We start from the raw sequence: 13,341 nt of genomic DNA, 5'->3' as shown, positions 1-13,341 counted from the left end.
CGCGCGATCTCCCGGTGGGCGGCGAAGGGCATGGCCAGGATGACGATGTCAGCCTTGACTGCGTCCTCTACCCGCAGGGGGATGAGTGACGGGCCAATCTGCGCTGCCAGCGCGTCCACGGGCCGCCTGCCTGCAACGGCGACTTCGATCCCCTGGTGGGCGAACGCCTGGGCGATGGCCGTCCCAATCTTGCCAAGCCCGATAATTGCATAGCTCATTGAATGCTCCTTTGATAGTCGTCGAAAACAGGGCTATCGCCTGGGCGAACGCCCGCTCCAGTCTGTCCCGACGAGTAGTTGACATGACCTTCGGACATCAGACTTGGCCGACGCCACCGTCGTTCATCAGATCCGCACCCGTCATGTAGGAACTCTGGTCGGACGCCAGGAAGAGCGCCGCGTTGGCAATCTCCTCAGCCCGAGCGAGTCGACCAATCGGGATCATGCTCAGGTACCTGTTCACCAGAGACTCGCGCTCTTCGGGGGTTGTCACCTGAGAGTCGAGAATCGGGGTGTCGGTTACACCGGGGCTGAGCGTGTTGACGCGGATGCCGCGATCCTGAAATTCCGCAGCCCAGGTGCGGGCATAGGAACGCAACGCTGCCTTGGTCGCCGCGTAGGTGGTATGACCAGGAATGCCCATGACGTGCATGGCCGACGAGACCAAAATGATCGACCCGCCGCGTGACATCAGCGGCAGCAACTTCTGCACCAGGAAGACGGGGCCGCGGGCATTAAGGTTGAAAGTCTTGTCGAAATGCTCAGGCGTGAGGGTGTCGATCGGGACCTGCTCCACGAAGCCCGCGTTCGCCACAATGATGTCGACGACATCCTTCTCGGCTCTTACTGCCGCAGCGACACGGTCGAGGTCATCGAGGTTCGCAGCGTCAGCCTGGACAATCGTCACATTCTTGCCGATGAGGGCCCTGGCCTTCTCTAGTTCAACTTGCCGTCGTCCTGTGATGAAGACGTAGGCACCCTCGTCAACGAAGCGCTGGGCCGTGGTCAGTCCGATGCCCGTGCTGCCGCCTGTGATGACAGCTACTTTTCCTGCTAATTTTTGTCCGTTGTTGTTGCTCATATGTTTTCTCTTTTTATCGTTGTATTTGTTGATACGGATTTAAAATTTCGATTAGTCGAACTTGGCCACGTCTTGGAAAATGAGTTGGCCCCACGTGTTGCCCCGTGCCTGGACGAGCAGCCCGCCCTCGCCGAGCTTCCCCAGCTCGATCGGCGCGAAGCCGAGCCTGTTGACGAGGGCTGCCACCGAGGCGCTCGCCGCGTCGTCGTCGCTGGCGAGAAACACGACCCGCCGGCCCCCCTGGGGTGTCGTCGGTTCTTGGGCCAGGACGCCTGCTGGCAGATGGTTGAAAGCCTTCACCACCTTCGCGCCGGGCAGCACCTGTGCAATGGCGGCGGTTGAGGGCAGTCCGCCCAGCTCCTCGGGTGGGACGCCAAACGCATTGGTAGCGTCGATGACGATCTTTCCTTGCCAGCTTTCGGCAGCCCGCGCGATCTCCCGGTGGGCGGCGAAGGGCATGGCCAGGATGACGATGTCAGCCTTGACTGCGTCCTCTACCCGCAGGGGGATGAGTGACGGGCCAATCTGCGCTGCCAGCGCGTCCACGGGCCGCCTGCCTGCAACGGCGACTTCGATCCCCTGGTGGGCGAACGCCTGGGCGATGGCCGTCCCAATCTTGCCAAGCCCGATAATTGCATAGCTCATTGAATGCTCCTTTGATAGTCGTCGAAAACAGGGCTATCGCCTGGGCGAACGCCCGCTCCAGTCTGTCCCGACGAGTAGTTGACATGACCTTCGGACATCAGACTTGGCCGACGCCACCGTCGTTCATCAGATCCGCACCCGTCATGTTGAGATGATGTCCTTTTTGTTTTCCTGGTTGAGAGACATGCGTTTTGTGTTTCCTCAACCACTGTGATAGAGTATAGAAGAGGGATTTCCTTATGACAAGTACTGACTTTTTAGTAAGTATCATTTGGGCTCAAATTGCTCGAAAAAAGGCACATGGAGGGGTTTGTGAGGACCGCTCTTTGCCGTTGCTTCCGAGGAAGGGAGAATGGTGCCCTGTGCTGTTCTCTGTGGAGGTCCTCACCATTTGAGAAGGGGGAAGGAGTTACCGGGTATGAAGAAGACACACTATTCCTGTGGTCTGGATGTCGTTCTCGAACTGATCGAGGGCAAGTGGAAGTTTCTCGTCCTGTGGAACCTCGCCAGCGGACCCAAACGGTTCGGCGAGTTGCGAAGGCTCGTTGGGGGAGTCAGCGAGAAGATGCTCATCCAGGAGCTGAAAGAGATGGTGGCGGACAACATCGCGATTCGGCAGGACTTCTTGGAAGTCCCTCCGAAGGTGGTCTACTCGCTCACCGAAGGTGGAATAGCCCTCGCCGAGGCTTGCAAGCCACTGTGTATATTGGGAACAGAGATCGCGAACCGAGAGGGATTGACTATGGGGTTATTTGAGTTGAGTCTGGAGCGATAGAAGAGGGGGTATCGTTCCAGAGAAGAAAGCGACGCATCTGGATGGATGGAGGCGGGCCAGAAGCCAACGCGGTTTTGATCGAATGATGAGAGGGCCGCTACGTTGGTTTCTGGCTGCCACCGAAGACGACACAAAAGGGTTTTGATTATTCAGGCAATAATAATGCCTCTTTCGTCTCCACGTCCTGGCGCGCTGGGGCTTTGCGTCCATTTAAGCGTATACTGAGTCCCAGGATCAGGAGAGCCAGCAGGATAAAGCCTGCGCCGATCCAGTTAAGCTGCGTAACGGCAACCACACGCAACGCCACTCCACCCAGCGCGGCCCCACCGGCGATACCCAGATAGAAGGCGGAATTGTTCAAAGCCAGGATTACATTGGCATGCTCTGGAGCGATACTTAATAAGCGATGTTGCTGCGGAATAAAAAGGACCGAAAGCAATACGCCCCAGATAAAAAGGATCACCAGCGCGCCAACAAAGGTGGTAGTTGCCAGTGAGAGAATAATCTGTACAAACACCAGCACGATCAGAAAAATCACCAGCGGACGATTTGGTCCGAAACGATCTGACAATTGCCCACCAGACCAATTCCCAATCACCACTCCTACGCCAAAGGCCACCAGCAATCCACTGATCTCCAGGATATGCAAATTTTGTTGCAAGAGAGGAGCAATATAGGTATAGGATGTATATGCTCCTAAATTCCAGAGGAGCGATGGCAAGAGGGCCAATACTATGCGTGGTTGCGCAATGGGAGCCAGACGAGCCTTTAATGATAGAGCTGATGGCGCGGCAGCTTTTGGCAAACCACTGAGCAGAAGCACGAGAAAGGCGATCCCGGCCAACCCTGCAACCAGGACGAAAGACATACGCCAGCCAAAGTGCTCACCAACATAGGTACCCAATGGTGCGCCCAGGGCGGTCGCGACGGTCAATCCAATTACGACCAATGCCAGAGCCTGTCCACGTTTGGCAGGTGGCGCGAGCGATATACCAACGGTATAGGCTAATGGTGCATAAGTAGCGGCAAAACAGCCAGCCAGCACACGGGTTACCATCAAGGCAGGGAAAACAGGTGAGAGGGCTGATGCCACGTTCGCGAGACAAAAAAGACCCAGAGAGCCAATCAACACACGATTAGTCGACATACGGCCAGTGAGGGCTGCCAGAAGGGGCGAACCCAATCCATAGGTCAGAGAGAAGGCGGTGACCAACTGTCCGGCCAATCCTTCCGTAACTCTGCTCTCTTTGGCGATCACGGCTAAAACACCCGATACAACATAAGCATCCGTGCCCAGAGCAAACATGCCCAGGGCCAGAAGGAAGATACGCCGATTGATTTTGGCCGAGGGCTGTTGTGCAGCCGCTGCAATAGGTTGTGACATGCGAAAGAACACTCCTTTATTCTCGCTATACTCTTTTTCTGTTACATGAATGAATAAAGGAATATATGATTCATCGTCTCCCCGGGTTTTTCCTCATTGTAACATCTTTGCTTACAATGAAAAGCAAAAAAACGAACCATACACTTCCTGTTTGTCGCATGATGAATATGTGGTGCGCACAGGCGCACCGACTTTTCACCATCTGGTTCATGTATATTGTAGTTCCGCATCTGGCAACGGCAAGGCTTCCCTGGCTTGTCGCTGTCGGGCAATTGTGTCACGCAAAATGTCGGCAATAGTTGTGCCTGCCAGTTCTTGATCCAGCGCTTGCTGGGCATGTGCATATACTTCTTGCAGGGTTGGGCTGATGCCATAACCAATGATACAGCACTGATTCGGAGGTGTATGATGCAGCGAGAAGAGGGGATCTGGCTTGACTGCGCGATAGGCATCCAGTAGCGTAATCTCCTCTGGTTTCCGCGCAAGCTTCCAACCTGCATTGTTTCCACGCTGCACGCTCACCAATTGCTGTTTCGCCATCATACCCAATAGCCCACGCAGAATCACAGGATTTGTGTTCACGCTATGAGCAATCTGCTCTGAAGTGGCAAACTCATCAAGATGCACGGGTTGTGCCATCCAGGTAAGTGCATGGACGGCTAATGTTAAACGACTATTGGCACTCATACTTATTACCTCCCTTTTGCAGACACGCCAATATGCTTCTGCCTCGCATTGTAACGTACTTTGTTACAACTGGATGTAAGAAGTATAGTTACAATATGAGGTATTGTCAAGAAGTGTAAAGAAAAAAAGGAGAAATAATAGTCAGATGAAAAGAAATATGTTATAGTCCTGATTATCTAGACCGCAACATGATGTGTCCACGACGCGAGCGAGGGGGAAGGGACTATGGTGAGGATGCTGGCGGGATAAGTATGATGAGCGCCATGGGCGCGAGAAAAGAGCAGCGAATGACGCGTACAATCTTAATTCTCACCTCAAAAACTGGCGGAGGCCATATCAGTCTGGCAGAAGCTTTGCGCGACTGCCTGCAAGATGCTGACACAACCATTGAAATGCTCGATCCACAATCCAGTTTCTTCCACTGGCATTATCGCTTGCTTAGTCGTTACGCACTCTGGCTCTGGTCCACCGAATTCCAATTTCTCAATACACCTCAACGCTCGCACTTTACCCATCGCATCTTCGCGCGGCTGGTAGCTAAAAAGCTAGGAGCGGCGATCCAGCGCTTGCAACCAGATCTTATCATCACGACGTATCCCTATTTGACCTATGAGGTGGTACAGTGGCTCAAGCAACAGAAGATGAACATCCCCTTCACGATGCTCTTCACCGATCCCAAAGATGTTCATGCATCCTGGCTCACGGAGAAACGGGCAGACGCAACCCTGGCCCCCACCAATGAGACCTATGAGCAGGCTATCAGCGCAGGTTTTGAAGTCAAGCGCCTCCATCAGGTCGGCTGGCCGGTACGCATGCAATTTGTAAATACCGATACCAGCCAGCGGGATGAAACACTACAGGGTCTCAATCTCGATCCCGCTAAGTTCACGATCTTCTTACAGGGAGGCGGTGAGGGCGCGGCACGCTTTGGGCGGACCGTGGAACGCCTGCTCAGTATTGATCCCACTATCCAGATTATTCTGGCAACCGGAACCAATTATAGCCTGCAAGAGCAATTCAAGCACGTGTCCAATATTTATCCATTATCGTTTACCAAAGATATCGCTCGCTACATGGCGGCGGCGGATGTGATTATGGGTAAGGCTGGTCCTAATATGTTATTTGAGGCTGTAACGCTCGGCAAGCCCTTTATTGCCACAACGTATATTCCTGGACAAGAAAAGGCCAATCTGGCGTTTATCCGCCAGCATCGCCTGGGCTGGGTCGCGCTTACCATTGATGAACAGATTACTTTACTCCAAAAGCTGGTCAGCCAGCGTGAGATCCTCCACGAAATGGAAGACGCAGTCGCAAAGTATCAACAATATAATACCAATCAGACCGCTCTGATTGTGCCAATCCTGGAACAACTCTTGCAGCCCCGTTAGTAGGCTCAATGGAGATTATTTAAGAGTGCGCGAGCGATGAGCATCCGCTGAATTTGATTGGTGCCCTCAAAGATCTGTGAGACTTTGATATCACGCATATAGCGTTCCAACGGATAATCGCGCACATAGCCCGCACCGCCGAGGATCTGCACCGCATTGGTGGTGACATCCATCGCCATATCGGTTGCAAAGCACTTTGCCATGGAGGCATACATACTTGCAGACACGCCCTGATCCATCTTATAAGCTGCCTCATAGACCAGCAAACGAGCTGCCTCAATCTTCATCGCCATATCCGCCAGCATAAACTGAATGCCCTGAAAAGTCCCGATGGTACTGCCGAACTGTGTGCGCTCAGAGGCATAGGCACAAGAGACATCAAACGCGGCCTGCGCCACGCCAACCGCAATTGCCCCCACATTTACCCGGCCACCATCCAGAGCGGATAGAGCAATCTTAAAACCCTGTCCCACCTCGCCCAGACAGTGTGACGCTGGCACCCGACAATTGGTAAAGATTAGCTCACGCGTGGGAGAAGCGTGCAAACCCATCTTACGCTCCAACTTGCCAAAGGTAAAACCGTCCATCCCCTTCTCAATAATAAAACAGGTAATGCCTGCCGCTTTCCGGCCAGCACTACTGCGCGCCATCACCAGATAGACATCCGCCTCACCACCATTAGTCACCCATAGCTTGGTGCCATTGATCAGATAGCTGTCCTCCTGTGGCTCTGCATGGCATTGCAGACTGGCCGCATCCGAGCCAGATTCCGCCTCGCTCAAAGAGAACGCACCCAACAACGTCCCATTTGCCAGTTGCGGCAACCAGCGTTGACGCTGCTCCTCATTCGCAAAACGCACCAATGTTCCTGTAACCATATTGTGCACACCCAGGCTCACTGTAATCGCCATATCGCCACGCGCCAGTTCCTCATAGACCAGGGCACTTGTCAAGCGATCCAGCAACAGGCCGCCCACATCCTCAGGAGCCGCCATCCCCAGCAGGCCAAGGGCCGCCATCTGAGAAAAAAGAGCGCGTGGAAAATAGCTCTCCTCATCCCAGGAAGCTGCCTGTGGAGTGATTTCTTGCTCGGTAAAGCGCCGCACCATATTGCGAATATCCGCTTGCTCTTCATTGAGATCGAATTTCATCAAAAATGCTCCTTATTCATCTCACCAGACATAAAAGTGCGTTCCTAATAGTGATAACATATATTGAAACAACATGCAATCTTTTCAAGCACCGGGCACGGTTTTCCAATGCTCTGCGTTGGTGGGGAGAGAAGAGGAAGAGTGGGATTACTGAGTTTGCCAGATCTGGATGCTGCGGTCAACGCCGGTGGAGGCGATGCAACTCCCATTGGGAGACCAGGCGATGTCCATGACGTAGCCGCTGTGGCCGTGATAGATATAGGTTTCCTTGAGTTTTCCGATGCTCCAGAGATGGACCAGTTTGTCATTGCCACCTATGGCAAGGTGCTGGCCCGATGGTGACCAGGCGAGCGTGTTTTTATAGGCGGACCTGTCTATTTTGAGGGTTGTCGATAGATAACCTGCATGGAGACCCCGAATACGGACCTGATAGTCGGTGGAGCTTGAGGCGAGGCGATGTCCATCAGGCGACCAGGCGAGCGCGCTAATCTGGCCCTCGTAGCCACCCAGGATCTTTTCTTTGCTGGCGTGCGGAAAGAGGACGCTGAAGAAGGTGCGTTTGGGCTGGGTACGAATGGGTTCCCAGATTTTGATATGGTGTTCCTTTCCACCAGATGCGATCAATTGTCCATCAGGCGACCAGGCAACGGTGTGGATCGCATCGGAGTGCTCACGATAGGTGGTGCTCACACCATGCTCGCTATTTAATCCTTGCCAGATCAAGACCAGGGAATCTTTCCCCCCCGATGCAAGCAGGCTACCATCGGGCGACCACTCGACAGTATGTACCGCTGCCTGATGTTGCTTAAAGATATACTCGGTACGGTTCGCCAGTGGTTCCCAGAGATGGACAGTATGATCGTCACTGGCCGACGCCAGGATTTTGCTATCCGGTGACCAGCGTACATGGTTAATACGGGCAAGATGGCCTTTGTAGGTGGCGATATGCTTGCCGTTTGCCGCATCCCAGACCTTGACGGTTTTATCATAACTGGCTGAAGCGAGATATTTACCGTCGGGCGACCACGCAACCGAGGTGACACGACTGGCATGACCCAGGCAGACAAAGAGCATGTTGGCCTGAGGATAGACTCTAGGCGGTTCAGCGCGTTTAGCCGGGCGCTTCGTCTGAGTTGTCGTGGATGACTGATCAGGCTGAACAGCAGCAATGGCGGTGTTATCAGTTTTCGGTGGGAGCGGCGCCAGTGTTGGAGAGACCAGTTGTGGCACGGTAGTATGTCCGCTCAGACGTGGCAATGTCTGCCCCATCGTATACTCCAATGCGATACGCTGGAGTTCTTGCTTTACCAGCGTAATTGTCGCTGGACGCCGGGCAATATCAACGTTGACCATACTCATCACCAGCGTATCCAGGCCGCGCAAACGAGGATCAGAAAGATGTAGCGAAGAAAATTGAAAGGGAGTTTCGGATGGATCTTCGCCGCTGAGTAGTTGATGCAATGTCGCGCCCAGACTATAGATATCGGCCCGCGTGGTAGTCTGAGATTTGCCGTATTGTTCGGGCGGCGCATAGCCATAGGAGCCCAGCGCCGTCGTATCCTTCTCTTTGCCGGGCGTGAAGAGACGAGCAATGCCAAAATCGATCAGATAGACATGGCCCGCCGGGGTAAACATAATGTTGGCTGGCTTGAGATCCCGAAAAATGATCGGTGGCTGGCGCGAATGCAAATACTCTAATACCGAGCAGAGTTGTAACATCCAGTCCAGAATCTTATCAAGCGGCAGTTTCGCTCCCTGTAAATGTTCCAGACGATGTTCCAGGGTTTCACCATCAATAAAATCCATGACCAGATAGGAACGCCCATTTTCCGTAAATTGCTCATAGATGCGTGGCAGATTGGGATGTGTCAGACTGGCTAACAGGAGCGCTTCATTATTAAAGGATGCGGTCGCCTCACTCAATTCTTGCTCACTCAGCGTACTCTGGCTCATCTCCTTGATCGCCACCAGACGATTCCCAAAGGAGAGATCCGAGGCCTTATAGACCGCACCAAAACCTCCACGGCCCGCCTGCTCTAAGATCAGATAGCGTTGCTTGAGCATTGCCTGTGGCGTCAAGAAACCGGTCAGCGTCGGACTTGTTACAGTGACATTGGTAACAGAAATTAGCAACGACTGCCCACAAACTCGGCAAAATTGAGCCTGCAGACGATTCGCTGCTCCGCAATGATCGCAAAACAATGGAGAAGAAAGCGCCATGAACTTTCCTGACTAACCAGTATTGTACTGTCAGAAGCACCGCTCCACGCGGTCGGAGAACACCCTGTACCCTTGCACGACATCCTTGATATTATCATCGTTGCCCGGCGATTGAATCGCTAGCAAGCAGGCGCGTACCACCATCTGACTCCACGCATAAATATTTGTGTAAACTGAATGATACACCTGTACAGTAGTACAAATGCAAGAATATTGTCAAGGGGGGCATGCAGCACCTATGCCTTTTTGCAGGCCATAGCAAATCATCTGCCTGTTCTTCACAGGTTGAGGAGATGTGAGAAATGATCTTTCAGGCGTTTAAATAACCAGGAAATCGCGTTTGCGAGCGATCATCCAAAGGACACATTGATAGAGGGCAAAGAGTTCAAGCGAAAAGGGAAGATAGCCCACATAGCCAAGCAGAGGCATCTCAAAGATTTTCCAGAAACCAATATAGGGGACGGTATAGTACCACTTGGGCAGCGAGAAGTAGTTCCACATCTCCCAGAAGAAACCACAGGTCAACCCACCGAGTGGCAAGACAAAAAAGCGCCAGTCGCCAACTGCAATATGCGCCAGTGTCGACTTGCGCCCCATAAAATTATTGATTGGATCAAGCATAAAAATCAGACTCAACCAGATCAACGCAAAACAATACCCTGGAAAGGCCAGGGGCAGAATAAAGCACGCAAGGCCGATCAATTCTAATCCAACCAGCATGGGTACTGGGAGGCGCGGACCAGCATCATGGGCGAGCAGGCGTGGTTGCCAGCATAGGAAGGTACAGAAGAATTCAGTGGTCTCCAAAACGGCAGGTAGTACTGTACTAAAGCTTATGCTCGCCAGGAGCACGTAGACCAGCGGATTATAGGCTTGATCGAGTACATAGTGCCAGTTCTGAACGGCATTATTCATACCCTCAAAAAACCACCAGAACAGACTGGAAACGAGAAAGAGAAAAGGATAACGCCAGCGCATACGCCTCAATAGCGAGGTACCATGGCGCGAAAATACCAGCGCATCCATGAAAAAGATATAACCTAGCCAGAGTGGAAAAAACATATAGCGACCAAGCGGTTCAATGTGCAACCAGGCACCTGTCCAAGCCATCAAACAAACAAATAGCGCCAGCAGACCATAGCGAGGAAAAAAAGCTGTGTCTCTTGAATATAATGTACTTCTTAGACGCACAAAAACTCGCTCCCATACTATATGAATACATCCACAGAAACCTACGCCATACGTCCAGAACTCATTACACCTATACACGCCGACAGATTATAGATCGTAGATAGCAAATAGAAATAGACACACGCTCCTGGCTGCTACGCTTGCGATGAGAATGGGAGACTGGAGCACAGAGCCAGATTACAAACAGACAGAATTATGGCTGGGCTGTCCTTTTTTCGGCCACTTCATGCATAATGGACTGTAAAGAATCGATAATGTGTGACAAATCGCCATTGATATAGACGCCTTCGGGAATAAGGATATCGGGATGGGGAATTTGTAGGAAGGCCTGTCCACCAAATACCAGGACCGGTCGTACAGGCTCGGGAAGGGTATGAACCTGTTTGGCTAGCCTCATTACATCAGCGATGTAGGATGGAAGTGTCAGCGAAATACAGACCATTGCCGGGCGTACTTTTTTGATTGTACGTAATAAGTCAGCCGTTTCAATACTCTGTCCCAGATAGGCTACACGCACACCATGACGGCGCAAGATGAGCGCTAACATCAAAATAGATAGTTCGTGTGGTTCGCCAGGAGCACAGCAAGCCAGGACCAGTGGCCCATAGCCAGGACCACGTGTCACGTGAAACATATTGGTCAGTAAAGCGCGGAAAAAGTTACTCGCAAAGTGTTCTACTGAGACAGTCAACTGACCCTTCGCCCAGAGACGACCAATATCCCAGAGTGTTGGCACAATCAATTCGCCACATACCTGCTCAACAGGATAGAGGGAGAACATATTACCCATCAAGACGTGAGCCTCAAGCTCGTTCATATCCTGGAAGACCTCAATCAATTGCTCCCGTGTCGTCTGCATATTATAGGAGGTTGGATAAGAAGAGCCTATTGCTGGATACCGATAGGAAGCTGTTTCATGGACCATGTTTCGACTCACGCTTACCGCCAGCCCGCCTTCGCTATCCTCATTCACTGTAATGTGCGCGGGATCGGGAATGGGAGAATTAAATGCGACCTGAAATGCAGCCGGGCTATTCTGAGGAATATCAAAATAAACATCGACCGTATCTGCCCGTGGCTTTTGCTCCTCAAGATGACGAAAGAGGGCCACGGCATGGCTGATTGAAACACCATTATCCACACGCTCTTTGAGCCAGCGAATTAAAGCGACATTGCGCTCCGAATAGAGGCGGTATGCATTATCTGCCCGCTGGGGAGTAAACAGGGCATAGCGCCGTTCCCAGGCGCGTAGCGTTGGCGCCAACACTCCTGTTAACTGTACCGCTGCTTTTGTATTGAAGATAGGTTGATCCGAATATTGTTCCAGATTGGGCCACTCTATCGACCCCTCATTAGATATCATCTATTACTCCGATTAGCCCGGCCTCATTTTTGGTCAACACGGCATTTATCAGCAATTCCAGCGCGCATACAAACTTACCCGTTGCGCTATACCATAACACATCAGATATGTGCAAGTCTAGAGTTTGCATAGGATTTGTTACAGCTATTTTCATCCTGTACAGAGACGCTTACAGAAAAGATAGTGGATAGAACGAGCGAGGTATGGCAAAAACGAAGCCTTCAGATCAAGCCAGGAAGCCGCTACAGAGCAAAGAAGAGGACTGTGGTATCCAGTAGCATCGGTCAGCAGGATTGGAGAGAGGACAAGAACACAGCTATTTTCTGTAGCCAGACTGTTACAGTGTATACAAGTAACAGGCCATATACGCCATAACAGTCCAACGCGAATCTTGGAGCAATCTATTGCTGGAAGGTGAGCTTATAATAGAGAGAGCCGGTTGCGCTGGAGCCGGGCTGGACTTCCAATAAATGAGCCATCTGTTGGCGCTCCTCGCCCTGGATAGCCAGATTAATCGCATCGGTGGAGCAGGTCTGATGTTCAATGCAGAAGAAAGGATCTTGCGCAGTCGCTGAATAGATTACCGCATGTGTGAAATCGTCAGTAGACGTGATATGAAGCTGTATACCGCGCCCACGATAATCAACCACAACAGGGGCACCCGGTTCGAGCTGTGTATACACATGATCTAATTTCAAATTGCTGACAGCAACAGGCTGTCGCAAATCAAACATTGCATACATAATACCCGACACATCCAGCACACGACCAGTCGGCAGCAATAAAGAATCCGCCTCCATCACCGCTTTTGCGGGCAGGCTAATATATGTCTCCTGCTTGTTTGAGAGCGTCGAGAAATAGGGATGGAGTGCAAAGCCAAATGGCAAGCTCTGGGTGCCAGTATTTCGTACCTGATACGTAATCTGTACGCCCTCCGCCGTCAATGTATAGGTCAACGAGAGGCGGCTCTCAAAAGGATAAGCCTCATACCAATGATCATCGGCAGCAGTAACATCCACAAACGTGGTCACGCTGGCGGAAGTTGCCGTCACCACTGGCTGCTCATATTGCCAGGCACGATCAAAAACCAGACCATGAATCAGGACAGTATCAGGCGTAGGACGCTTCACAGCAGCCAGTGAATACTCCTTCCCCTGGTACGAATAACGCTTATCGCGCACACGATTGGGGAAAGGCCACAACACAAAATCGCCAGTAAAGCCCATCTGCTTCAGCAAAGCGAGATCCCGATAGATAATATCATGCTCGCCAGCGCGCAAACGAAACAGATTACTCCCCAGATCAGGAGCGATCTCTGCGTTCAGATTACGGGATGCATCCTGTGCATCCTGATAAGATAAAGACAAAACGGTTGATCCAAGCTCAGCATCCTGTCGAATCTCCGCTGAAAAAGGACTCTGTGGATGTTCTAATGCCATACTAAAAACCTCATGCTC

12 protein-coding genes are annotated in these 13,341 nt (G+C 51.9%); 2 read left to right on the top strand and 10 right to left on the bottom strand.

Annotated elements, in window-relative coordinates:
- The 3 genes from F1593_RS19440 to F1593_RS19430 form a co-directional block, all read right to left on the bottom strand.
- A partial coding sequence (locus F1593_RS19440) for an NAD(P)-binding domain-containing protein (RefSeq protein WP_172632262.1) occupies positions 1-218 on the bottom strand: 218 nt, incomplete at its 3' end.
- A gap of 97 nt (positions 219-315) precedes the next feature.
- On the bottom strand, positions 316-1,080 hold the full coding sequence (locus F1593_RS19435) for an SDR family NAD(P)-dependent oxidoreductase (RefSeq protein ID WP_149403230.1): 765 nt from the start codon (positions 1,078-1,080) through the stop codon (positions 316-318).
- 51 nt (positions 1,081-1,131) lie between these two features.
- Positions 1,132-1,725: an NADPH-dependent F420 reductase gene (locus F1593_RS19430; RefSeq protein WP_149403229.1), complete on the bottom strand. Its 594-nt coding sequence runs from the start codon at positions 1,723-1,725 to the stop codon at positions 1,132-1,134.
- A gap of 418 nt (positions 1,726-2,143) precedes the next feature.
- On the opposite strand from F1593_RS19430, the gene F1593_RS19425 reads away from it, so the two are divergent.
- Positions 2,144-2,500 (top strand): winged helix-turn-helix transcriptional regulator, encoded by a 357-nt coding sequence (locus F1593_RS19425; RefSeq protein ID WP_149403228.1) that lies wholly within the window; start codon positions 2,144-2,146, stop codon positions 2,498-2,500.
- 145 nt (positions 2,501-2,645) lie between these two features.
- Here the strand turns inward: F1593_RS19425 and F1593_RS19420 are convergent, their stop codons facing one another.
- Together F1593_RS19420 and F1593_RS19415 are read right to left on the bottom strand one after the other, a co-directional pair.
- Positions 2,646-3,884: an MFS transporter gene (locus F1593_RS19420; RefSeq protein WP_149403227.1), complete on the bottom strand. Its 1,239-nt coding sequence runs from the start codon at positions 3,882-3,884 to the stop codon at positions 2,646-2,648.
- 207 nt (positions 3,885-4,091) lie between these two features.
- A complete protein-coding gene (locus F1593_RS19415) occupies positions 4,092-4,571 on the bottom strand; it encodes an Rrf2 family transcriptional regulator (RefSeq protein WP_149403226.1) in 480 nt (159 codons plus the stop codon).
- 287 nt (positions 4,572-4,858) lie between these two features.
- On the opposite strand from F1593_RS19415, the gene F1593_RS19410 reads away from it, so the two are divergent.
- Entirely contained in the window at positions 4,859-5,959 is a 1,101-nt protein-coding gene (locus F1593_RS19410) for an MGDG synthase family glycosyltransferase (protein ID WP_172632260.1), read from the top strand.
- A gap of 5 nt (positions 5,960-5,964) precedes the next feature.
- Here F1593_RS19410 and F1593_RS19405 read toward each other — a convergent pair whose 3' ends face one another.
- The 5 genes from F1593_RS19405 to F1593_RS19385 all read right to left on the bottom strand — a co-directional run bounded on the left by F1593_RS19405 (position 5,965) and on the right by F1593_RS19385 (position 13,323).
- Positions 5,965-7,110: an acyl-CoA dehydrogenase family protein gene (locus tag F1593_RS19405; RefSeq protein WP_149403224.1), complete on the bottom strand. Its 1,146-nt coding sequence runs from the start codon at positions 7,108-7,110 to the stop codon at positions 5,965-5,967.
- Positions 7,111-7,257: 147 nt separating this feature from the next.
- A complete protein-coding gene (locus F1593_RS19400; RefSeq protein WP_149403223.1) occupies positions 7,258-9,330 on the bottom strand; it encodes a serine/threonine-protein kinase in 2,073 nt (690 codons plus the stop codon).
- 318 nt (positions 9,331-9,648) lie between these two features.
- Complete coding sequence (locus tag F1593_RS19395; protein WP_149403222.1) at positions 9,649-10,521, bottom strand: hypothetical protein; 873 nt, start codon at positions 10,519-10,521, stop codon at positions 9,649-9,651.
- A 193-nt stretch (positions 10,522-10,714) separates the two neighbouring features.
- Positions 10,715-11,884 (bottom strand): MerR family transcriptional regulator, encoded by a 1,170-nt coding sequence (locus tag F1593_RS19390; RefSeq protein WP_149403221.1) that lies wholly within the window; start codon positions 11,882-11,884, stop codon positions 10,715-10,717.
- 401 nt (positions 11,885-12,285) lie between these two features.
- Positions 12,286-13,323 carry an aldose 1-epimerase gene (locus tag F1593_RS19385; protein ID WP_149403220.1) on the bottom strand — a complete coding sequence of 346 codons (1,038 nt, stop codon included), beginning with the start codon at positions 13,321-13,323 and terminating at the stop codon, positions 12,286-12,288.
- Between the last annotated feature and the right edge of the window lie 18 nt (positions 13,324-13,341).

The organism is Dictyobacter arantiisoli, from assembly GCF_008326305.1.
GTDB lineage: Bacteria > Chloroflexota > Ktedonobacteria > Ktedonobacterales > Ktedonobacteraceae > Dictyobacter > Dictyobacter arantiisoli.
Note: the sequence above shows the minus strand (reverse complement) of the source record. Positions and strands in the feature narration are given on the sequence as shown.